The organism is Akkermansia sp. N21116, assembly GCF_029854705.2.
In the GTDB taxonomy this organism is placed as follows: domain Bacteria; phylum Verrucomicrobiota; class Verrucomicrobiia; order Verrucomicrobiales; family Akkermansiaceae; genus Akkermansia.
Genome location: NZ_CP139035.1, coordinates 341,378 through 365,713 on the forward strand (window position 1 = coordinate 341,378; position 24,336 = coordinate 365,713).

General features: G+C 54.8%; 16 protein-coding genes. 13 read left to right on the top strand and 3 right to left on the bottom strand.

Features of this window, described 5'->3' with window-relative positions:
- The first annotated feature begins 156 nt into the window (after positions 1 to 156).
- From QET93_RS01330 to QET93_RS01345, 4 genes are all read left to right on the top strand, one after another.
- Positions 157 to 5,979, top strand: coding sequence for an alpha-2-macroglobulin family protein (locus QET93_RS01330; protein WP_322190052.1), 5,823 nt, complete (start codon positions 157 to 159; stop codon positions 5,977 to 5,979).
- Positions 5,939 to 8,296 (top strand): penicillin-binding protein 1C, encoded by a 2,358-nt coding sequence (gene pbpC / locus QET93_RS01335; protein WP_322190054.1) that lies wholly within the window; start codon positions 5,939 to 5,941, stop codon positions 8,294 to 8,296. Before QET93_RS01330 ends, pbpC begins: the two co-directional genes overlap by 41 nt.
- A 90-nt stretch (positions 8,297 to 8,386) precedes the next feature.
- On the top strand, positions 8,387 to 9,850 hold the full coding sequence (locus QET93_RS01340) for a sulfatase-like hydrolase/transferase (RefSeq protein ID WP_280132988.1): 1,464 nt from the start codon (positions 8,387 to 8,389) through the stop codon (positions 9,848 to 9,850).
- A 71-nt stretch (positions 9,851 to 9,921) separates the two neighbouring features.
- On the top strand, positions 9,922 to 11,097 hold the full coding sequence (locus QET93_RS01345; RefSeq protein WP_345786062.1) for a DUF2264 domain-containing protein: 1,176 nt from the start codon (positions 9,922 to 9,924) through the stop codon (positions 11,095 to 11,097).
- 101 nt (positions 11,098 to 11,198) lie between these two features.
- On the opposite strand, the gene QET93_RS01350 is transcribed toward QET93_RS01345, so the two are convergent.
- Positions 11,199 to 12,194 (bottom strand): 2-enoyl thioester reductase domain-containing protein, encoded by a 996-nt coding sequence (locus QET93_RS01350; RefSeq protein WP_280132990.1) that lies wholly within the window; start codon positions 12,192 to 12,194, stop codon positions 11,199 to 11,201.
- 202 nt (positions 12,195 to 12,396) lie between these two features.
- On the opposite strand from QET93_RS01350, the gene rpmB reads away from it, so the two are divergent.
- Positions 12,397 to 12,660, top strand: a complete 264-nt coding sequence (rpmB, locus tag QET93_RS01355; RefSeq protein ID WP_280125841.1) for a 50S ribosomal protein L28 — start codon at positions 12,397 to 12,399, stop codon at positions 12,658 to 12,660.
- A 158-nt stretch (positions 12,661 to 12,818) separates the two neighbouring features.
- Here the strand turns inward: rpmB and QET93_RS01360 are convergent, their stop codons facing one another.
- Positions 12,819 to 13,250: a hypothetical protein gene (locus QET93_RS01360; protein WP_322190055.1), complete on the bottom strand. Its 432-nt coding sequence runs from the start codon at positions 13,248 to 13,250 to the stop codon at positions 12,819 to 12,821.
- A gap of 125 nt (positions 13,251 to 13,375) precedes the next feature.
- Here QET93_RS01360 and QET93_RS01365 point away from each other — a divergent pair, with 125 nt between their 5' ends.
- From QET93_RS01365 to QET93_RS01390, 6 genes are all read left to right on the top strand, one after another.
- Positions 13,376 to 14,662, top strand: coding sequence for an ankyrin repeat domain-containing protein (locus tag QET93_RS01365; RefSeq protein ID WP_280132992.1), 1,287 nt, complete (start codon positions 13,376 to 13,378; stop codon positions 14,660 to 14,662).
- A 215-nt stretch (positions 14,663 to 14,877) separates the two neighbouring features.
- The gene (locus tag QET93_RS01370; protein WP_280132993.1) at positions 14,878 to 15,021 is read left to right on the top strand and encodes a hypothetical protein; all 144 of its coding nucleotides are present in this window, start codon (positions 14,878 to 14,880) and stop codon (positions 15,019 to 15,021) included.
- A 191-nt stretch (positions 15,022 to 15,212) separates the two neighbouring features.
- A complete protein-coding gene (locus tag QET93_RS01375; protein WP_280125845.1) occupies positions 15,213 to 15,437 on the top strand; it encodes a hypothetical protein in 225 nt (74 codons plus the stop codon).
- A gap of 178 nt (positions 15,438 to 15,615) precedes the next feature.
- The gene (locus QET93_RS01380) at positions 15,616 to 16,758 is read left to right on the top strand and encodes an acyltransferase (protein WP_322190056.1); all 1,143 of its coding nucleotides are present in this window, start codon (positions 15,616 to 15,618) and stop codon (positions 16,756 to 16,758) included.
- Between the two features lie 69 nt (positions 16,759 to 16,827).
- Positions 16,828 to 17,868: a recombinase RecA gene (gene recA / locus QET93_RS01385; RefSeq protein WP_280125847.1), complete on the top strand. Its 1,041-nt coding sequence runs from the start codon at positions 16,828 to 16,830 to the stop codon at positions 17,866 to 17,868.
- A 491-nt stretch (positions 17,869 to 18,359) separates the two neighbouring features.
- Positions 18,360 to 20,789 (top strand): M60 family metallopeptidase, encoded by a 2,430-nt coding sequence (locus QET93_RS01390; protein ID WP_322190057.1) that lies wholly within the window; start codon positions 18,360 to 18,362, stop codon positions 20,787 to 20,789.
- Positions 20,790 to 20,855: 66 nt separating this feature from the next.
- Here QET93_RS01390 and abc-f read toward each other — a convergent pair whose 3' ends face one another.
- Complete coding sequence (abc-f, locus tag QET93_RS01395) at positions 20,856 to 22,466, bottom strand: ribosomal protection-like ABC-F family protein (RefSeq protein ID WP_280132996.1); 1,611 nt, start codon at positions 22,464 to 22,466, stop codon at positions 20,856 to 20,858.
- Between the two features lie 134 nt (positions 22,467 to 22,600).
- Between abc-f and QET93_RS01400 the strand changes: the two genes are divergently transcribed.
- A complete protein-coding gene (locus QET93_RS01400; protein ID WP_280125850.1) occupies positions 22,601 to 23,236 on the top strand; it encodes a hypothetical protein in 636 nt (211 codons plus the stop codon).
- 131 nt (positions 23,237 to 23,367) lie between these two features.
- A complete protein-coding gene (gene atpB / locus QET93_RS01405) occupies positions 23,368 to 24,267 on the top strand; it encodes a F0F1 ATP synthase subunit A (protein WP_280125851.1) in 900 nt (299 codons plus the stop codon).
- Positions 24,268 to 24,336: the final 69 nt, after the last annotated feature.

Genomic DNA, 24,336 nt, shown 5'->3' on the forward strand with positions numbered 1-24,336 from the left:
GTAAAGCCGGATAAAGTTCTTGTAAATCAAGTATTTTTTACCCATAAAAACGGACAAATGAATGTTCGCTTTTATGGGGTTTTGTTAAGCCTTTTTTTCACATCTGCCATTGTAGCGGATGCTATCCCAAAAGTCATTTACCATCAAAATGGTGAGATGATGATGAAGGATAAAAAAATGCTGATTGTCTTTGACGAAGCCGTCGTAGAACGAGAGCTGGTGGGGACGCCTGTATCAAGCGGTTTTCTGAAAACCGAGCCAGCCCTGCAATTCGAGGCCACATGGGAAACCCCGAACATCGCCGCCATCACCGTTGGTGAAGAGCCTCCCTTCCGCTCCATCTACACATGGAAGGCAGATCCGTCCGCGCGTTACATCTCCGGCAATGCTCTGCCTGAGGTGCTGTGCCAATCCCATGGCAAGCTATTCAACGATTTTTCGGTCGAGACATTCAGTCACCGGGGCAGGCTTCCCATTGTGTATGTCGGAGCCGACAAGCCTATCTCGAACGATCAATTCGAGAAGCCCGTCTTCAAGGATAACTCCAACAAAGAGACTATCCCGGCCAAAGCCATTCGCTTCACTGTCGCTGAAGCCATCGAGTTGGAGAAGAAAAACAACTCATATTACTCCTGGGAACTGAAAAACTGGCTCCAAAAGAACAAGGGATATGCCCCGGAAGATACCATCCCGGTCATCCTGGGCTTCATTCCGGAATCTCCCCTGACCATCGGTCATCGCTACAGTGTCACCATCCGCGAACAGGCACCACCCGCTCCCTTCGACAAGCCCAGAAGCGGAACAACAGTGCAGATATTCGACATCAATGCATTTGCGATTAATTCCGGCAAAGTGACAAACAATGGCAAGAGATTCATCTTACATACATCCGTCCCCATTGCCACGAAAGATATGTTAGACATTTTCCGGGACAAAATCACCATCAGGGCGGACGGCAAGGAAGCCGTCAACACCTCGAACGGTCTTGCCAAAACAGTCCAGCTGGGCAATGAGGAAATCACCTTTTATCTGGACTCCAACAAAGTCATTCAACCGGATGAATATGGCCGTAGCGGAGGTAGCTTCACCTCAAGCATTCCGATTGCCATTGATGCCTATACCCCCTTTAGATGCGAGGTCAAAGCCCATGACCTGGTCGCCATCGACGGACAGTACCTTTCCCATGAGAAGTGTGGCGCGGAGGCTGAAGTCAGGCCGGACGATCCGTCCGTCGGGCTGGATGCCGGCAACTCCATCATGCTGGCAGATGGAACACACAGCTTCCAGATCGACTACACCAGGATTGAAAATATCAACGTGAAGGCCAAAAAGCTGCCTCTCTCGTTTGCCCCCCAGGCTCTGGCCCATTATGACCGTTACTGCAAGGACGCTGGAGACGACCGCGAGGACGAATCCGTCAAACAAAGGGAAATGCGCCTGCTTCCCTACGATCTCCTACCCTATGAATTCGAATCCCCGGAAGTTTCCATCGAGGCCACCACAGGCGAGATGGCACTTTCCCTCGACAAACTCTTCTCCCGGAGGATTGCCCCGGGAATGTACTTCGTCAACATTACTGGTAATGTCCCGGAAAACACCCTGAAAGCCTACAAAAAATTTGGTGGGAACGGGTGGCCTTACTATCGGTTCTCCGACCGTACCACCGTGTCCTGCACGGCTCAGGCACTCGTCCAGGTAACCGATCTGGGTATATTGTGGAAGCGGGCAGGAGACACCATCTCCATGTATGCCTACAGACTCTCGACCGGCAAGGCTCTCCCCAACGGTGATTGCCAAATCACAAAAGACAACGGCCAGGTATTGGCTCGCGGAAGCATCAAGGATGGTTTATGCACGATGGAGGTGCCCGCTAATGCCAAGATGCTCCGTCTGTTCTCCGGTGACGATTCGCTGACTCTGTCCCTGGATCAAGCAGAAATATACAGCTGGGACTCCGAAATCTCCCATGGAGACGACAAGATCGCCCATGCCCCATACTGGATGGCTGTATCGGAGGATGATCTGACGAAGTTGCCCCTCCGCACCGTATTCATGTTCACGAATAGAAACCTGTACAAACCCGGAGAACAGGCTCACATCAAGGGGATTGTCCGTTCCCTGCTCGTCAACGATATTCTCAACGATACCGATGCGTATGCCCAGGCCGTCTTCTCGATTCAGTCGCCAGTCAATGGACAAACCTTTGCACAACAGCCCGTTCGCATCTCGCCGGAAGGTACATTCGACATCACCGTCACCTTCCCCGACGATGTCACGGGCACCTACACGGCAACCCTGTACTTCCCGAAGAACAAGGAGGACAAAAAGGCGATCTCGTTCCGCGATGATGATGCCCTCAGCGATCTTGACTTCGTACAGCGCCAATGGGAACAGACCAACCGTGAGTTCACCATCGACATCCCGGTTCACGACTTCAAACGCCAGAGCCTCGAGGTTACCATGGACATAGCCCCGCTTCAACCGGGGGCCACCACCGTTCCCGTATCCGCCACTGCCATCAATCTGACGGGCATCCCGGCCTCTGGAGCCAAAGTAAACTGGTTCCTGCGATCCTGCCCCGTCAATTTCTATCCGAAAAACCTGTCCGATTACGAATTCGGAGATTATCGCAATGGCGACTCCGATTACTGGGCCCACTACTACGGCGCGGGTGACGACTGGCACAAAATGTCCCTCTCCAACACTCAAACCGGAGCCACAGATATGGAAGGCAAGGCGCGTGCCGAACTCACTTTGACTCGCGACAAGCAAAACCGAGCCCAGTTGCTCGAAGCCTCCTGCATCATCACCAATGACAACAAAACCAACGTCTTACGATCCGCCACCACCCGCATCGACCCCGCCAAGGTTTACATCGGACTCAAGCGCGATTCCCGCGTGAGCAGCATGAATTGTCCCCTCCAGCTGGACTTGATCGCCGTCGGACTCGACGGCAAGTCATACTCCCGCGATATTCCCGTCAAAATTGATGTGACTCGACAGATATTCGTCCCCACCTGCTTCCTCTCCGGCGAAGAGACGACAGTCAAAAACGAAGAAGAACAAATCAGCGTCTTCTCGGACGAAGCCCTCATCCCGGCTCACCCGGAACGCCCCGAAGCAGTCCTGCCGAAGCGCGTCACCATACCCACCAACCAGCCGGGTATCTACACCGTTACCATCACCGGGCAGGATGAAGAAGGCCACTCCTTCCTCACCGCGTCCGAATACTGGGTGTACGGCGAGGGATGTTCCCCCTGGCGGTGCTACAACGGTCTGGGGATGACGCTCGTCCCGGACAAGACGCTCTACAGGGCAGGCGACACGGCCAAAATCCTTCTCCAAACCCCGATTGAAGGCGACGTAGTCGTCATGGTGGAACGCGAGCGCGTGATGAGGGCCTTCTGCAAGCGCGTCACCCTGTCGGACAGCGTCGTCGAAGTACCTATCGAAGAAGGCGATGCCCCCAATGTCTATGCCTCCATCTTCCTGGTCAAGGGAGCCATCGACAGCGAACGCATCGCAGGCATGCCTCAGTTGAAACTCGGCTACTGCCGCCTCAATGTTGACCCCGAAGCATACCGCCTCAAGGTCGCTTGCAACACGCCTGAAACCAGCGTCTTGCCCGGCTCTCAGCAGAAGCTTTCAGGGACGGTAACCGACGCAGCCAACCAGCCCGTCAAAGGTGCCGAAGTCACCCTCTTCGTCGAGGATGAAGGCATCCTTTCCATCCTGGGTTACAAGAACCCCATGCCCCTGGATCACTTCTACCAGACGCGCATTCTGGACGTCAAAACATTCTCCCCTCTGGGGCGGCTTCTGGATGAAAACCTGACGTCGAGAAGCTTCGACAATAAAGGGATCTTCGTCGGCGGCGGAGATTCGCTCAGCATGAACTCCGACCTTACTGGTCGCCTGCGCCGCAACTTCAACCCCAGCGCCTTCTGGAAGGCTGATCTGGTCACCGATGACAAGGGGGGCTTCGAGGTCAGCTACACCAACCCGGACACCCTGACGCGCTACCGCGTCGTAGCCGTTGCCGTCCAGGGCGCGCGTTTCGGCACGGGGGCCTCCGCCTACGTCGTCAACAAGCCTGTGATGGCAGACCCCAGAACGCCAATGTTCGCGTCGCAAGGCGACGAACTGGAGCTTACTGTCGAGCTCTCCAAGACTACCCCCCGCCAAGGCAAATGGCAGGTGACGCTGGAATCGGCAGACCCGTCTATCGCCCGCGTCAACACCGCCTCCTGCACGCTCACCATCCCGGACAAAGGCACCGCCATCGCCTCGCTCCCCGTCACCTTCACGGGAACCGGAGAAGCCGCCCTGACCTGGATTGTCCGCCCGGTTGATGAGGAGGGCAAGCCCCTGTCCGAAGCCGATGCGGTGGGGCTCTCCGACCGCGTGGAATCGCGCTTCCCGGTCACCTTCCCCGCCCCCCTGCTTCGGGAACGCCACGCCTTCTCCCTCGACCAGTCAACATCGTGGGATCCTGCCAAGACACTCTCGCGCGAATTGCAACAGGCCAAAGGCTCACTGAATGTGGAATTGTCAACCTCCCCGATGGTGTTCATGGCGGACAGCATGCGCTTCCTTCTGAACTACCCCTACGGGTGCCTGGAACAGGTTTCCTCCGCCATGGTGCCGTGGATCTACGCCGATATCTTCTCGAAGTACTGTCCGGGCTTCCCGGCCTATACCACGGACAAACGTAAGAATACCCTCAACAAGGTTATTGCCGACCTCCTGGCGAAACAGGGATCGAACGGGGCCCTCCCCTACTGGAGATCCGGGGAAAACAACTGCGTATTCTCCCCCTACGCCGCCCTCGTTTTGATGTCGGCCAAAGAGGAGGGAATTGAAGTGCCGGACCAAGCTCTGAAAAAGCTCTACAAAAGCCTCGACAATCTACCCCACGTCGATGCCAGACCGCTGGCACAGTGGGTGCAAGCGAAGGGGAAACTCCTGACTGAAGCCGACTTCAACAAGCTGCTCGACACAGTGGGCCAAACGGGCTCGCGCTCGGACATGTTGCTGGAAATTCTCACCCTTTCGGAAAGCCCCGTAGGGGACCACCGCAACGCTGCTGCCGCCATGCTGGACCGCCTCCCCACGGAGGAAGAAAACACTGTTTGTGGCAACATTTCTCCTGCTTTGGAACTGCTCGCCAGAACGGCTCTGAAGCCGCAGGAACCAGCCACTCTGAAGTGCCTCGACAGGATCTTCCTGCCCTATGCCTCCGGCACCCGCTTCAATACCACCTGGAAGAATGCCTGGGATCTCATCGCCCTGGCACACTTCCTGAAAGAGGTCAGTTCCTCCCAGCAGGATACCTCCGTCATCTGGAATGGTCAAACATCTGATCCCCCCTTCACCGTACCCGCCAACGGACAAGCCGTCAACCAGTCCATCCCCCTGCCGTTCACCACGCCGGGCATCCTCGCCGTCATGGGCGAAGGCAAGGTCTTCGGTCACAGTCTGGCGCAGGGTAAACCCGCCCGCATTGACTTCCCTGGCATTACGGACAAGGGCATGACGGTCCTCCGCAAATACGAGGTCATGGGCAAGAACGGCCAGTGGACACCCGCCTCGCACTTCGTCGTGGGTGATACGGTGCGTATCTCGCTGGAAGTCATCCCGACTGGCAAGGGCTATCACTACGTCGCCATTGAGGACAACATGCCTTCGTCCTTCGAAGCCATCGACCCCGGGCTTCAACAGAACCCCGGAACCATGCCGGACGGTTTCTCCTACCCCAAGAAAACCTCCAACCAGCAATTCTTCATGGACAAGGTTCGCTTCTTTGTGGACGACATGTCGGAAGGAGAACCCTTCTGCGCCTCGTACCTGGCACGCGTCGTTCGCGTCGGCCAGGCGACAGTACCTCCGGCCAAGGCGGAGCTGATGTACGAACCCCAGGTATATGGATTGTCGCTCAGTGAACGATTCACCGTCATCAACGGAGAAAACAGCAAGTAAAGCTCCTCTCCGGCTTCGACACCCGGTCACGCGCAAGCTCCTCATGGCAGTGGGAGGGCTGGTGCTTGGCAGTGCCGTGTTCTGGTGGGGACTGCCGTGGTGCTTCCCCATCCCGGAGGCACTTCAGGGGCCGCAGATGAAGGGGCTGATCGTCCTCGACCGGAACGATGAATTGATCGCACGCATCCCGGACAGAGAGCACAAACTCTCCCTCCCGGTGAGTATCGAGGCGATACCGTGTGAGCTCATCCAGGCCATTCTTGCCGCCGAGGACAAGCGCTTCTTCGAGCACGGAGCCGTTGACTTCATCGCAACCTGCCGCGCCCTTGGTTCCCAACTGGGCGTCGGGGGCGGCATCCCTTCCGGCGCATCGACTATCAGCCAGCAACTCGTCAAAATTTCGCGTCCCAAATCGAGCCGTACCATCCCCGTCAAGTTAAGGGAGATCCTCACGGCCAGACGGTTGGAAATGAGCCATGACAAGGAATGGATCATCAGCGAGTACCTGAACCGTACGGACTTCGGCAGCATGGCCTTTGGCGTGGAGGCTGCCTCCATCAAGTACTTCGGCAAAAGCGTCTCCCAACTGTCGCTCGCCCAGTGCGCCCTCCTGGCGGGACTGCCGCAGGCGCCGGGGCGCTACAATCCCATCCTCCATCCCGCCGCGGCAAGGGCTCGCCGCAACTACGTCCTCTCCCGGATGCAGACCGAAGGAATGATCGCGGAGGAACGGGCGACTCGCGCCAAAAATGAAGAATTGGGGCTCGTCCGCACACCTGAGGGAAGCCCGGAACTACCGTCCGCGATTGCCCCGCACTTCGTCTCATGGCTGCTCCGTTCCGGCAGGACAGGCACGATCAGAACCACTCTCGACGCCAGAATTCAACGCCGCGCACAGGCCATCGCCATGGAAGAAATGGCTCGCCTCCGCAAGAGGGAAGCCGGGCAGGCAGCCGTCCTCGTCGCGAACCAAAGCACCGGGGAAATCCTCGCATGGATCGGCTCCACCGACCGCCTGAACCCGCGGGGTGGGCTTATGGATGGTGTACTCACTCCGCGTTCCCCCGGTTCCACGCTCAAGCCCTTTGTGTACGGCATGGCCTTCGACTCTGGCGTGGCATGGCCCGGCTGGATCATCCCTGACGTCCCGACAGAATTTCGCGATGCCAAAGGGACAAGCGCCCCCAGAAACTACAATGACCAATATGCCGGGCCGGTCTCCGTCCGGCATGCTCTGGCCTGCTCCCTGAACATCCCTGCCATGCGCATGCTCAACATGGCGGGAGGCCCCGCAGAACTCGTCCAGCTTCTCCGTAGGACCGGGGTCTCATCGATCAGGAAGCCGGTGAAGGAATACGGCCTGGGGCTCTCCATCGGCAATGCCGACGTCTCCCTGCTGGAGCTGGTGCAGGCCTACGCCACCATCGCCCGGGGAGGCACTGCCACCACCCTGTACTGGGATCGCGACAAGGTCCCCGCCCCAGCCAGTGGCGAGAGGGTCTTCACCCCGGCTACCTGCATGGCACTGGCAGACATTCTCTCCGACACCCAGGCACGAGTGGAGGCCTTCGGTATTGGGGGGCCACTTACCCTGCCATTCCGCACCGCCGTCAAGACTGGCACCTCGTCCGACTTCCGCGACAACTGGTGCCTCGGATTCACCGGGCAGGTCACTGTAGGCGTCTGGGTTGGCAACTTCGATTTTCGGCGGATGAAAGACGTCAGCGGCGTCAGTGGTGCCGGGCCTATCTTCCACCGGGTCATGGTCGATTGTGCCCATGGTGCAGACCCCGGATTCCCCGACACGAAACAGGGGCTCGTTCGCGTCCGCATCGACAAACGCAACGGCTTGCTGTGGCCGGAAACGCCCGAGATCTCCAGCACCTGGGCAAGGGACGAATGGGCCTTCCCCGACCGCCTACCCCGGGAGGCAAGTTCCGCCAACTACGACGCCCAGGGCAATGCTTTGCTCGGCAGTGAATACACCGACTGGTTCCTGCACTTCCAAGCTGCCAACAAGGACGGTCTTGTGCTCGACCCCACCATGCTGCCCACTCAGGAAAACCCCAAAATCACAGTCCCTCCACGCGGCAGCACCCTTGTGCTTGACCCCGACCTGCCGAACGGTGGGCGAACCTTGCACCTGAAGAGCAACCTCCCGGTGGAAGGCACCGTCTGGGCATCCGACACCCTCCGCATCATTAATCGGGATGGTCGCCCGGTCGCGGAACTCACCCCCGGCAAGCACACCATCCGCGTCACTCACCAGCCCTCCGGCACCACCTGCGAGACGGAGATTACCGTCAGGCAGCTCTGACGAACAGCCGGTGTGTATCACGCTTCGCCACCAGGATTTTTTTATGGAAATGAGTGAAAGAACACTGTAGATCATCGAGTAATAGAAACAATGAACTTTCGCTTTTCTCTTTTCTCCTGCATCGCGGGGGCAGGCCTTGCCTTGTCTGCCATTGCCGCCGACCCTCCCGACGCGGGCGGGACGCCACCAAACATCCTGTTCATTTTCGCCGATGACCTCGCCTTTGATGCCCTGGGCACTACGGGCGACGGAAGCGTCCAGACCCCTCATCTGGATAAATTGCGCGATCAGGGTTGTTGCTTCGAACAGGCCTTTAACCCCGGCTCCTGGACACCCGCTATCTGCCAGGCCAGCCGCACCATGCTCAACACGGGCAAAACCGTCTGGAAGGCTGCCAAATATGACCGAGCCAAAGACAAAACGCCCCTTTGGCCGGAACTGATGCACCAGGGCGGTTACGAGACTTACTTCACTGGCAAATGGCACGTCAAAAGCGTTGGTTCCAAGCAAGTCTTCGACCACGTCGGCACCGAACGCGGCGGCATGCCGGAACAAACCCAGCTCTGCTACGACCGCAAGTTCATCCCCGGCAAACCCGACGCCTGGCGTCCCGATGACCAAAGCCAGGGCGGCTATTGGAAAGGCGGCAGACATTGGAGCGAAGTTGTCGCCGATGAGGCATGCGGCTTCCTGAAGCAGGCAGGCAAATCCGCCAAACCCTTCTTCATGTACGTGGCCTTCAACGCCCCGCACGACCCCCACCAATCCTACGCCAAATACCTGAACAAGTACCCGGTGGACAAGATCAAACTGCCCGATTCCTTCATGCCGGAGTACCCCTACTGCCGCGACATCGGAGCCGGTCCCAAGTTGCGCGACGAGTGGCTTGCGCCCTTCCCCCGGACACCGCTTTCCATCAAGACCAACCGCCGGGAATACTACTCGATGATCACCCACATGGATGACCAGATCGGGCGCATCCTGAATACCCTCTCCCAAGAGGTCACTACGCCCACCTACGTCATCTTCACTGCCGACCAGGGCGTCGCCATGGGAGACCATGGCATGATCGGCAAGCAGAACATGTACGAACCCGCCATCAGGGTGCCCTTCTTCATCGCAGGCCCCGGCATCGAGCGCAAATCCACCGTTCGGGAACCCATCTACATCCAGAGCATCATGCCCACAACACTGGAACTCGCAGGCATCCCCAAACAGGAACACATCGCCTTCCCGAGCCTCGCCCCCAGTCTGCAAGGAAAACGTGCCGGAGAGCAGGATATCTACGGCTCCTACATGGGCACCCAGCGCATGATACGAACGGCGGAATGGAAGATGCTCATCTACCCGAAGATCAAGCGCGTGCGCCTCTTCAACCGCAAAGACGACCCCTCGGAAATGAAGGATCTCGCAGAAGACCCCGCCTCCATCCCCGTCATGAAGGAACTCTTCGCCAAGCTCAAAAAGCTGCAGAAGACGCAGAACGACACCCTGCAACTCGACCCCGTCTTCAAGGAATTCCTCCAATCCATCCCCGACAACACCCCATCCTGAACTCACACACACCAACCCTGCCCATGAAAATCCTTCCTCGCCTCATCCTCACCGCCTCTGCCCTCCTGGGCATGGGGGTACTCCACGCCGCTGACCCACACACCAACGGCACGCAGGAACGCGCCTACTGGGTGCAGAGCCTGACAAAAATCTCGGACCCCGTCCTGAAGAACCTTGCCAACAACACGCTTCGCAAGAACATGCCCGTTGTCGCCCGCAACAAGACGAGATCCCCCTTCGCTCATCTGGAATCCTTCGGACGCCTCGTCTGCGGCATCGCCCCATGGCTGGAGCTCGGCCCCGACAACACCCCCGAAGGCAAGCTTCGCAAGAAGTACATCGACCTGACGCTCAAAGCCATCGCCAACGCCGTCGATCCTGAATCGCCGGACTACATGGTTTTCGACAAGCCATCCCAGCCTCTGGTGGACACCGCCTTCCTCATCCAGGGCATCCTCCGGGCCCCGAAGCAACTCCTCGGCAATCTCGACGAGAAAACACGCAACAACCTCATCGAGGCCATGAAAAAGACGCGCAAGATCACACCGGGGCAAAGCAACTGGCTCCTCTTCGCCTCCATGGTCGAAGCCGGGCTTCAGGAACTCACCGGAGAATGCGACTCCAAGCGCCTCATGGACGGCGTCGTCAAATTCCGCGACAAGTGGTACTACGGAGACAGCATCTATGGCGACGGAGTCAAAGTCCACAACGACTACTACAACAGCTTCGTCATCCACCCCATGCTCACAGACATCCTCCGCGTCATGGACAAGCACAAGATGGAGGGCGCCGACTTCCTCAACACCCAGTACAAGCGCCTCTCCCGCTATGCCGCCATCCAGGAACGCCAGATCTCGCCGGAAGGCACCTACCCCGTCGTCGGCCGCTCCATCACCTACCGTTTCGGGGCATTCCAGGCTCTTGCCCAGGCGGCTCTGCTGAACAAACTGCCCTCGAAAGTCACCCCTCAGCAGGTGCGTTGCGCCCTGACCTCCGTCATGAAACGCCAAATGGAAGCCCCCAACACCTTTGACAAGGACGGCTGGCTCACCATCGGCTTCTGCGGCAGCCAGATCAACATGTCGGAGTACTACATCAACACCGGCAGCCAGTACCTGTGCGCCGCCGTCTTCCTGCCCCTCGGCCTTGCCCCCGATGCCCCTTTCTGGAAGGAACCCTGCAAGGACTGGACCAACCGGCAGGCGTGGAGCGGCGTTGATATCGGCGCCGACCATGCCGACAACTGATCCCACCCACACACAAGACACCCCCTCAAACATAGAATCCCCGTGCAGCTCAAACAGGCCGCACGGGGATTTTTGTTGATATCAAACAAGGGAGAAAGGGCTTACTTGCCCAGATCGAGGATGATCTTTCCGTTGCGGAACTCCTCCTGAGCCTTAGCGGCTGCTTCGCGAATATCATCAAGAGCGTACACCGTATCCACGGCCTGACTCAATTCTCCGGAAGCCATCCAACCTGCCAGGCGGGCATAGGCAGCTTCGATCTCCTCACGGGGAGAAGCCTTCAGCCACTGGGTCACCCAAAGCCCCTTGAGGCAGATGCCCTTGAAAATCAGGAAGCCGTTCGGCACCTTGATACTCTTCTTGCTCATCGCGCCAAAGGTAGCCATCGTGCCGCCAGGAGCCAGCATGTCCATCAGGCGCAGGGCGCTTTCTCCACCCACGGCATTGGATGCCAGCAGGGGGCGCACGCCGCCCGTCAATTCCAGCGTTTTCTTCACGACATCCTGCTCGTCTTCGCCGACGACAAGGTCGGCGCCTAGGGTCGTCAGTTCGTCTCGGAGATCATCCGGGCGGCGGACAAAATTGATCGTTTTAACACCCATCTGCTTCGCAATCTGAATCAGGCATCGTCCGACACCGGAGTTGGAAGCATTCTGGACAACCCAGTCGCCGGGTTTGAGATCGACAAAGCCTTCCAGCATACGCAGGGCCGTTAACGGATTCACCTTGAGCATGGCTGCCTGGAAGGGATCCACTTCATCCGCAACCTTAAGAAAAGAGTCCGCCGGGGCCGTCAGGAACCGACTCCACGACCCTATCCCGCGCAACATAATGACACGGTCACCGGAAACAAGGCCGGGAGCCGCCGATTCCTCGACAACTCCATAACCTTCCAGTCCTGCTCTGGAATCGGGAAACACGGGCTTCAACCCATACACCCCTTGCACAAAATTGACATCGGCGGGATTGATCGGCGCCGCAAGCATGCGCACCATCACCTCACCCTTTTGCGGCTCCGTCACAGGCCCGGTCATCACTTGAAGCTTGTCCTGCGGCTGACCACACTCGGAAAAAATCGCGTACTTGTTCTCTTGCATCGTCCTATTTGACAGCGAGTCAACCCGCCGGGTCAAGCATCACCTGTGTTCTGGCAATAAAATCAACGAGAAGGATTCGCCGATGAAAAAACAGAACGAACCGTCTTTTATAAAAAAATCGTAAAATTTTTATCAGTTATTCTTGACCTCGTCTGGATATAGGCTATCCTTCTTCTCCCGTAACCATTAACACCTGATTGCCATGTCCCGTATCTGCATCATCCGAGGCTCTGTCCCGCACACCGGCCGTCGCATTCACCGCTCCGGTCTCGCCAAGAAAAAGGGCGGTATCGGTCGCCACGTGACCAAGACTGTCAATCGTACCGTTTATCCTAATCTTCAAGAAAAACGCATCTGGGTTCCCGAACTGGGCCAGTTCATTCGTATGAAAATCTCTGTGAAAGCCCTGCGTACAATCAACAAGAACGGTGCGTACAACACCCTGAAAAAAGCAGGCCTCCTGTAAAAACATTCTGTCTTCGAACGTTTTTTGAACACTGAGTGCCTGCGGGGGTCCCAACCTACGCAGGTGCTTGTCGTTCCGAAAATAACTTCAATACGGGACGGTCTGTTGAGAGAGGCACCTTGAGGAAAGATTGAAAGGAATCGTATCCTCCTAACGTATTAAACATAGGTTCCGTGCCATAAATCAAAAAGATGAAAGCTCAAACCAAGATTGCCCTTCGAATCAATGACGATAACCCCAATCACCACTTGTGGAATAACCGTGGTGTCTGGTGGTGCCATGTAACAGTCCACAAACCGGACTCCACAGCGGAACGTCTGAGATTTTCCCTGAAAACCCGAGATATTGATAAAGCGCGCGAACGCAGAGATAAAATCTTTGCTTCGATTCAGCGCCACTTCGGTATCGCTGCCTAAAAAGGCATCAGGCAAACGCCAACGGATACCAGGCTCAATCACAGTAGCCGCACACATTAACAAACCCTTTTCAAAAACTGTTCTACCGGTTCCGGTAGGGCAGTTTTTCTTTTTTCCTGAATATCCGCTTTGCCAAGTCCGGGAGAAAAACGGTCCCGCCGCATGTAGATGCATCAAAATTAACAGTCACCCAAAGGAAACAACTGACCTACCACCCCCGGAACTTCCTCCGGTGATTCTTCTTGGAAATGCTACAAACATTCGCTAGCTTTGGATTCATAGGATTTTTTTCTCTTTTCATGATCTCCTTCCGTCCATCAACTCGCCACGTCATCTTATTGACCAGTCTCCTGTTGATTTGCGGGGCAATCCTCACACTCCTCTGGCCACGCGGAATCACCTACCACTCCAAATGGACTCCTGAAGAACGGCAGGAAATCGCCGAGATCGCCAATTATTGGAACGATGTGCTAGACGCAGAAACACTGTACGTCATGCCTTCGATGGGCATTGGGTACATGCAAGTCAATTCACCAGAATACGGCTTCATCGCGAATCTCGTTCGCCACCTGCCAATCAAGGCACAGGAATCCATTCAGAAATATATCATCCGCTATAAAGCCAATCATATGCTCCAGAAAAAGCTGAATGCGATTCGCCAAACAGCTAAAACAGGAAATCCCCTCATCTACGATTCAGACTATTGGTCCCTGCTGACACAGGCTTGCGCGACCGGCAAAAACAGGCTTGCCAAACGATTGCTCGAAGAAGGCGCAGACCCCAATCTCAGCTCCCGCTCCGAATCATCCACGCAAGGCTATACGCCCCTGATGTTCGTGTGCATTTCGCCATATCTCAAAAAAGAACCGATTCCTCTGGAATCACGCATGGAACTCGTAAGGGTACTCTTACAGCATGGAGCAGACCCTTACATAACGACCGTAAGCGACCAGAAAGAATTGACTCTTATTGATATCGCCTGTCTTTCAACAGGGACATTCCAGGATCGGGAGCAACTCATTCTCAACCTATTGGATTTGGCGCCCAACTTCAGACTTTTCACCACAGCAGCCACATTGGAGGATTCACGGTCACAAATCCAGTTCCCTTTTTTTATGAGATACTCGAAAGTTGTCCGCAAGCTCGTCCAATCTGGAGCACCTGTCACCATGCCTGACGGGAAATCATACATCTGGAATATCTCATTGTATCGTCCCGATTGTTTTGAAATGGCCAAAGTCTTTCTGGAAGCAGGCCCGGAAAGCAACCGGGAATGGCTCCAGTTGCAACAATCCATACCAACGGCCCCATCCACCCCACCGTGCCATACCAGAAAAGAACTTGCCCAGTTGACACTTGACTTGCTAGCACTTCAATTTCAACCCTCCGAATCCAACATCAAGGAGCTGAATGAATTCCTCCTCTACCTCATCCAGCTTGGTGCCGATCCCGACCAACAGGCAAAACACCTCGAAACACCCCGGACATTGCTTCTCAAAGCTGCTTCATCTCCACACGTTCAAGAATTGTTACAGCACACATTGGGCACATCCAAACCGCCCCCAACAGGCAAAAAAACCTCATGAAACGCACAGCCAGAGTCTGCTGGACTTATTCTTGCGGCCATCGTTTTATTCACTGCCGCCTGGATCATTTTCTCGCAGTCGTCCAACATCACCTATCACCCCAAATGGACACCTGAGGAGCGCCAGGAAATTGGGGGCATCGTTTCCTATTACGAAAATGAATACTCGCCTGATGTTTTTCCGATCATATTGTCTTCCGACAATCAGCTCTCGAAATGGCTCGTTTTCTGCTGGATCACGGAACAGATCCCTCCATCAGGAACAAGGCTGGTAAAACAGCACGGGAAATCCTTCTTAAAGGGTCTCCGTTATCTTCTGCTCTGGCAAGAGACGGAAAGCTGGAAAAAGTCCTCGATTAGTTGCCGAAGCTCCCGGAGATGAGGGAAGGCCGGAAAAATAAGGGATTCAGAAATTTTTTTGAACATTTCCGGAGAAAAAGTTGTTTCATTATATGCAAGGCAGCTACCGGATACGATCAAAATCTCCTCTCGGGCAGGAAAAAATGCTTTGCTCCAAGTCCGAACGAACCATTTCATAGAACGCAATTATTATGAAAACTCAAACCAAAATCGCACTGCGAATCAACGACGACAACCCCAATCATCACCTCTGGAACAACCGCGGCGTGTGGTGGTGCCATGTCACCGTCCACAAGCCGGATGCCACGGCGGAACGCCTGAGATTCTCCCTGAAGACCCGGGACGTGGAAAAGGCACGTTCCCGCAGGGATAAGATCTTCGCTTCCATTCAGGATCACTTCGGCATCGCTTCCTGATCCTTCTCTAGGGACGACGATCAATAGAGTAGCCTCCACGGAATTTTCCGGGAGAGTATCTTCTTCCAACAGCCGGCAGGTTCGCCTCCGGCTGTTTTTTTATTCCATATTTCGGAGGCAAGCATAAGCATTCCGCTCCGGCATGAAAGATTGCCGGTACCCGGTTCGTAAAAATGCTATGACTCAGCTGGACCTCCCTGCCCTTCCAACCAAGCCACACTACGTTATTCTGGACGGCTTGCGCGGGGTTGCCGCCATCATGGTGGTGATTTTCCACATTTTCGAAGCCAGCGCTACCGATCTGAAGTTTCATACGGACCAAATCGTCAACCACGGCTATCTGGGGGTGGATTTTTTCTTCATTCTCTCCGGATTCGTGATCGGCTATGCTTACGATGACCGCTGGGGAAAAATGAGTTTGTGGGAGTTCTGCAAGCGTCGCCTGACCCGACTCCAACCTATGGTCATCATGGGAATGGTGCTGGGAGCCGTTTTTTTCTATCCTCAGGCCTCGGAGCTTTTTCCCAGTATCGCCGGAACGCCTCTCTGGCTCATGCTGGCGGTGATGGCGGCCGGAAGCCTTCTACTGCCGGTACCTCTTTCACTTGATATCCGGGGATGGCAGGAGATGTATCCGTTGAACGGTCCCGGTTGGACGCTTTTCTTCGAGTACCTGGCCAATATCCTCTATGCCACTCTCATCAGGCGCCTTTCCAATATCTGGCTGGCATTTCTCGTCTTTCTGGCCGGATGTGCCCTGATACACCAGTGCTACACGATGGGCAACAATATCGGAGGATGGAGCCTGACGATTGAGCAACTCCAGGTCGGATTGACCCGGCTTGTCTTCCCGTTCTTCGGCGGTCTTCTACTCTTCCGTATCTGCAAGCCCTCACGGATCAAGCACGCGTTCTGGTGGTGCAGCCTCATCATCATCGGAGTCATGTGCATGCCCCATGTCGGCGGAGAGGAACACTACCATCTCAACGGACTCTACGATGCTTTCTGCATTATTGCAGTTTTCCCATTCGTCGTTTACCTGGGAGCCAGCGGCGTTCTCAGCGGGACATGTTCCAAACGTTTCTGCAAGTTTCTTGGAGAATTGTCGTATCCGCTTTACATTACACACTATCCGTTAATTTACCTCTACACGGCCTGGGTAGCCGACAACAAGATTCCTATAGCCGAGGCCATCCCCTTCGGCGCCCTTGTTCTGGCAAGCAGTATCATTCTGGCTGTCCTCTGCCTGAAACTATACGACGAACCAATCCGTAACTGGCTCAAAAAACATTGGAATTCCGTGAGACCCGGAGCCATGTGACGGAAAGAATTGTCAGCTCACCCGATGGGCGCTTGAATATTCATCCGCTCCATTTATACTGCGTTGACTATGACGAGTGAAGCCCCTCAATCCGCTGATGCCGAAAAACTGGCGGCAGCCCGCAAACGCAACCTTGATCTGGCTATCTCCCAGATCCAGAAAGACTTTGGTGAGTCCGCCATCATGAGATTGGGCGACACTCACAAGAGCGATGTCGATGTCATCCCGACCGGGAACCTCCTGATTGACCGCGCTCTCGGCGTGGGCGGTTTCGCCCGAGGTCGTATTGTGGAAGTATTCGGTCCGGAATCTTCCGGGAAGACCACATTGACGCTGACAGCCATTGCCCAGGCTCAAAAGGCCGGAGGCCTTGCCGCCTTCATTGACGTAGAACACGCGCTGGATCCCCAGTATGCCTCCCGCCTGGGTGTCAATCTGGACGATCTGCTCGTCTCCCAGCCCAGCTCCGGAGAAGAAGCTCTCCAAATTTGTGAAGCTCTCGTCCGTTCAAACGCCATTGATGTCATCGTCGTGGACTCCGTAGCCGCCCTCGTCACCAGGCAAGAACTGGAAGGCGAAATCGGCGATTCCACCGTCGGCGCGCAAGCCCGTCTGATGTCCGCCGCCCTGCGCAAGCTGACCAGCTTTATCTCAAAGGCTCGCACGGTTTGCATCTTCACCAACCAGATCCGCGAAAAAATCGGCGTCATGTTCGGTAACCCGGAAACGACTCCCGGAGGCCGCGCCCTCAAATTCTACGCTTCCGTCCGCGTCGACATCCGTCGTATCGGTCAGATCAAAGCTTCGGACGGTTCCGTCAGCGGCAACCGTACCAAATTGAAAGTCGTCAAGAACAAGGTCGCGCCTCCCTTTACGGAATGCGAATTCGATATCATGTACAACGAAGGCATTTCCTCCGTTGGCAGCCTGCTCGATCTCGCCATGGAATACGATATCATTCAGAAGCGAGGCTCCTGGATTAGTTACAACGGCAACCAGATCGCCCAAGGCCGTGACGCAGCCAAGGAAGCCCTCAAGAATAACGCCGAGCTGTATGCCGAAATCGAAACCCTCGTCAAGCAGAAGCTGGACGAGAAGCAAGGCAAATAAATCTTACGAAAACACCGTAAAGATTTTCTCCTGAAAACAAGGTCGTTCCGCATTTCCGGAGCGGCCTTGTCGCATTTCAGGATTCGGACACAAGGTTTCAGGCCGACTTCAAGATGGGGGAACCATTTTTCTCGCTTATCCCCCAAAAAAAGAAACCGCTGTGCCGTCTATGGTGGTGAGCCACGTTCCCGTGTCTCAGTAGGGCGGGGACTTCCGCCATTCTTCTGAAGTATCCGCAAGGGACGGTTCATAGGAACAACGGGGCTGCCCCCATTATAATGTACTATCGGTTCGGGCCACCCGACCATTCGGCGACGCACACAGCAGTCATGAAGTAAAATAAGGTGACAGCTCGTAAAAATCAAAACAATTTTGATCCTTCACGCGTTAGACGTCATGGCAACCCGGGGCAATAGGAGAGATAGATCCCGGAGCTCCTTGTTTGTGAATGGGATTTGAAAGAAAAAGGGAAGATCTCCTGTATCTATAGTATGGTAAAAATATCCTTCATCCTTCTGCTTTCAACTATGACAGCCGGCCTCGTTTCCGGCGAACAGGAACCTCTCGCCAATATACCGCGCCATGGTATTACCCAAGAGATATGGGAAAGGCAACGAGGCAGTTCCGTTGCCGACATGACCCAAACGGAAGCCTACAAAAATGGGAAGCCAACGCGAACGAGTATTGTCAAAGAGTTGGATATTGATTCCCTCGGAGAAGAGTACGGAGCTCGCTACACTGCGATCCTCACTGTTCCCCGGAGCGGCAATTACACATTCTGGCTGTCTGGAGACGATACCGCCGAATTGTGGCTGAGTACCGGCGGCGATCTGGAAAAAATTGCCGGCCTAAACGTGTATACACCGCGTAAATCATTCAGGAACGATGCCAAATCACAACCGATCAGGCTGGAACAAGGCAAGAAATACAAGCTTCAAGTCTTGCATAAACAGGCTGGAGGAAACGATCATCTGACCGTCGCCTGGCAATGTGACGACAAACCAAGGGAAATCATAGGAACGGACTGCCTAACCCCCATCCTTGACGATTCCCAGAAAAAATCACTGGCGAAAACGTCCGCCCTTGACCAGCACAGAAACAAGCTCCAACGGGAATTGGCCAGCAAAAATGAAACAAACATTTCCGAGTGGCTCGATAATCTCTCCGACTCGGATCAGAAAATCGTCGCACATATCCTCCTTCAAAAGGAAAAATCCCTGGGTTCCCTATCTCCCGACAAACGCAAGGCCAACCTGAAAGCCTTCGCGACACTCGCCCAAGGCATCGTTCCCACAACCGACAAACCAATCAAAAATCCGGCAGCCAAGCGCCTCCTGTATCTGGAGGAAAAATATCTGGAATCGCTCACCCAGGACGAACTCAAAGCTTATGGCCCTCACCGTCTGGCACATATGCTGGGTGAAATTCCGAAGGATGCCAAAGCTGTCAGAAAAACAGTTCTTCTCTCGTCAAAAGGAGACAAGTGGGATCGTGAAATGGTATCTACCGGGGTTTATGCCCTGCCGGGAACCCCTATCACAGTGACCCTGCCTCCCGAATTGGCAAATGCCGCGCTGGAATTGATCATCGGCCACCATGTCCATGCAGGCATCCACCAAGATCCGCCTCTAACCAGCACGCCGAATACAACACGTCGGTTTCCGTTGAAAGGAACCAGAATTACGGCTATCTCTCCGCACGGAGGGATCGTCTTCATCCAGGTCCCCAAGGATGTCGCCCTGCAAAACGCTCCCGTGATTTTCGAGAATGTTCTGGAAGCCCCGCGATTCATCTTGGGCAAAACGGACAACGAAACTTGGAAAAAACTCCGGGAAGCTCCTGCTCCGTGGGGCGAACTTATTTCCGAAAACCTGTTGCTTCTCGTCAAATCGGACGATCTTCGCAAGCTGGACGATCCGACATCCCTGATGCAATGGTGGAATGAAAACTGCCGCCGCCACCAGGACTTCTACGCCTATTATCCCGGTTATCCCTTCCGCATGCATGCCAGCCTATACCCTCGTGAAGGCTACGCCTACTGGCCGTTGGAATGGCAACCGAAGAATATCGTACGCCTGCTGGATCTCGACGAGATGAAAACCAGAAACGACGGCCTCTTCCTCCACGAACACGGGCACCATGGAGACCCCGATGAAATTATCGTCGGCTACTGGGGAGAATCCACCTGCAACTGGGCCGGATACTATATGAAATCCTTGGAAGACTTCGACTGGAAGGATTCCCCGGATACACACATGCGCAAGCTCTTCGACCCCTCGGACAAGGCCCATGAAGAAATCAAGCAGGAAGGTTGGTACAAGATCTCTACCAAGGGAACCCACCACTGGTCCTACCCTGTTACAAGCATGATGCTGGGACATACGGTGGACTTCGGCTGGCAACCGCTCAAAAACACGATCAGAAGGATGCGTAACCATGAAGATCCCATGTACAAATGGGACTTCGTCCAAGGCGACATGAATGATCAGAATGTGCGCGACCAGGCAAAGATCGATCGCTATCTCATCGGCCTTTCAGAAGAATGCCAGAGGGATGTCCGTCCATATTTCGCTCATTTTAAGTTGAAGCCATCCGCCGGAGCCGCCGAATATCTTGACAAAAAAGCCTTCCCGAAATGGGATTTATCCTACCTTCCCATGGATGCCGCCCTCACGACTCCGTCAAATATGCCTTTAACGATTCCCAATCCCGGACAATCCGTTCTGAGCATGGCCGGCCCCACGAAAATCAGCTGGAACACACGTACGGTTAACGGTGGAATCGTCAGAGTATCCCCCACTGGTGATGTGGTGTATACCCCCAAGCAAGGATTTTCCGGAGAAGACCGCATCTCCTACGTGCTGAAGAATCCGGTCGGAACCTCGCCTGTCAAATACCTCCCAGTCAATGTAGGCCAGTAGAAATGTCCTCCGTCCTTCTCATCTTTTTCCGATCACAAGAAAAAGGGAAGGACGGAGAAAAAAGAATCAGGAGGCAGTGATACCGCCCTTTTCGTCATCCAGAATCCCCGACTTTTCCAGATAATAATCGTAACCGCCGGCATATGTCGTAACCGTACCCTGATTCACGTGGAGAGTCTTCTCTGCCAATGAACGGATGAAGTGAACATCGTGCGAAATGAAGACAAGAGTCCCCTCGTAATGCTTCAACGCCTGCACGAGTGCCTCGACGGACAAGAGGTCAAGGTGGGTTGTCGGTTCGTCCATCAGCAGGAGATTCGGAGGATCAACCAGGAACTTGACAAGACTCAGACGAGATTTTTCCCCACCGGAAAGTACTTGAACCCGTTTCTGTACGTCAGCCCGCCGGAAAAGGAAGGATCCGAGAATCGAACGGGCTTCCTCCTCGCGGATTTCATCACTGCACTTCATGATTTCCTCCAGCACCGTGTTGTCCGGATTGAGATTTTCCGAACGCGTCTGGGAAAAATAGCCGATGCGAGTCGTCGTCCCAGGGATGCGTTTACCCGCATTCACGGGCACAATTCCGGCAAGGATTTTCAGCAGGGTGGATTTACCGGCTCCGTTCGGACCGACCAGGACGATACGGTCTCCACGCTCAATCAACAAATCCAGGTTCTTGTAGACCTGGACGTCACCGTATGCTTGCCCGACTTTTTCCAGTTCCATCACCTTCTGAGTACTGCGTTGAGGTTGCGGGAAATTGAATTTGAAGACCTTGCGAATGGCCTTCGGCCTATTCACCAGTTTCATGCGTTCCAGTTGCTTAACGCGGCTCTGGACCTGGCCCGCCTTGGAAGCCACGGAACGAAATCGGTCGATAAACCCCTGAATGTGTTCAATTTCCTTCTGCTGATTGCGATAGGCGGCCTGGAGTTGTTCATAACGTTGTTCCTTGAGTTCCAGAAAGCGGCTATAATTGCCACGGTAGGGAACAAGTTCTTCGTCATCAATATCGTAGACAGTTTCGACGAGCTCGTCCATAAAGTCACGGTCGTGTGAAATCAGAAGGATAGCTCCGGGATAATTCTTCAAATATCGCTGGAGCCAGAGGAGGGACAAGAGATCCAGGTGGTTGGTCGGTTCATCCAGCATGAGCAGATCCGGCTCCATCACCAGCAATTTGGCAAGGTGGGCACGCATGACCCAGCCGCCGGACATTTCGCGGGCAGGACGATCGAAATCGCTATCGCGGAAGGAGAGCCCTTTGAGAATCTTCTTGGCTTTCGGCTCCAACTGGTACCCATTGGCGGCACTAAAGGTATCCATGGCATGGGCATATTCCTCCGTACTCATACGACCACTCTGTTCCGAGACCTTGATGACACGAAGGGCGGCAGCCAATTCCGGCGTTACGCCCATCGCGATTTCAAGAACCGTCTCATCGCGGGGATCGCCCGCCTCCTGAGGCAAATAGCCGATCACTCCATATTCATCCGTGCTAATGGATCCCTCGTCGGGCGTATCCTCGCCAAGGATCATGCGGAACAGAGTGGATTTGCCCGCGCCATTGGGACCGACCAGGGCGACACGTTCCCCCCAGTTGATCGTCATATCCGTTTCCCGAAACAGGGTCCTTCCGGCGTGCGCTTTGGTAAGTTTCTTGATTGTCAGCATGATAAATAGAGTAAAGCGACTTCAGCATAGGTAGGGATGGGACTTCAAGCAAGCATCGGGACAGATCAGGACACAAATTCATCTTTCTCCCTTTGGAATTTTCATATGGAAATGGTAGTTTCCCTTCCGATCTTATGCCTTACCGTCTGTTCATTACCATCCTGGCTCTTTTCTGTGTGTGGAATATCACATCGTGCTGCCAGGCTCCGCCGAAGGCATACGACACCAGCCCTTACGTCACCGCCAAAATCAGCGAGCTGCAACAGGACTTTCTGAAACTTCTGCCTCCGGGCCAAGCCCAAAAAACAGCCGCCAAAGAAGAAGCCTACTGGCTCGCCGACACGGCATACATTCAGTCCGCCAATATCGCCCGCAGCAATAACGCCATGTTTTTCGGGTGGATCAATAACATCATGGTCAACAGCCACATCCTGGACCGTGGCCTCTGCTATCACTACCAGCAGGATTTGTTCCGGGAACTTCGCAGACGCCGCCTCGACTATTTCACTCTGGGTCTCACCGTGCGCGACAAAGGCAAAGGCAGCTCGCATAGCTGCGTATACGTCAATGCCAAGGGCAAAGGACTGAAAGATGCTCTTGTCCTTGATGCCTGGATCCATTGCGGACACCTCTCTATCATCCCTCCGGAAAAACGAGGCGACAACTGGCAGGAAGACCGCGCATGGCAGGATTATGCCGAACGCGCCTTCCCGGAAGAACACACATATCCCTTCCATTCCTATATCAGGGAAACCGGTCGGAATCCCTAGGAATAGGAGCCGCCATCCTGGTTGCGATGCCGTAAAATCCCACTTTCCTGCTTGCCAGCCCGAGTGGTTTTCCTCAGGATAGAGATGAGGAAAGGATGGGGCGAGTTGAAATTATTGAACACATAATTAAAATGTTAGCATCCCTACGCACATGGCTGTTTTCCGCAGTAGTTCTGACCATAGCCGGTTCGGCCGAAGCGAGCGGAGCCATGACTCTGGATGCTCCGCACCTGTTTTCCCTACCTCTTCCGGGGGGAATTGAACTGCCCTTTTCCAACTCGACAGTCATGCTGTTTCTGGCAGTCTGTGTAATCAGCCTGATTGTATGGCTTGGAACGCGGAAGATGGAATTAATCCCCCACGGAATCCAAAACGTCATTGAAGCCATCTACGAGGCTCTTTATAACTTCGTCCAGGGAATCCTGGGCCCCTATCTGACTCAGAAATACTTCTGGTATTTCGGGACTATTTTCATCCTGATCCTGTGCAGCAACTACATGGGGTTAATTCCCGGGGTAGGTATCGTTACGACAGTCAATGATGCCGGAGTCGTCGTTCCCGCATTTCGTGGGGCAAACGCAGACATGAATACCACGCTCATGCTGGGGCTGTTTTTCGCCGTCCTATGGTTCATCTGGAGCATCCGGGAACAGGGGATCAAACACTTCCTGCTTCACATTTTCGGTCCCAAGGGAGGAGTCAAGGGCATTATGGGATTCCTCCTCGTCCCGATTTTCCTCTTTGTCGGCTTGGTAGAATGCCTCAGTATCATGATCCGCCCGATTGCCCTGGCCGCCCGTTTGTTCGGCAATATCTTCGCGGGAGAAACCATCATTGAGCATATGTCCGAAATAGGGGGCCCCATCGCCAGCACCCTTTGCGTCCTTCCGTTCATGGCCATGGAAATACTCATCGGGTTCATCCAAGCGCTCGTTTTCGTCTTACTGACAGCTATTTTCCTGAAACTGCAGGTAGGTGACTCGGTTCCGGATCATTCCTCCGATGCACCACTGAAAGAAGGAGGATCCTGACAGCAAAGGACCGTCATTTTCCATCACCGGATCATGGGCAAACTGTGAGGGTGATTCGACAACAACCAA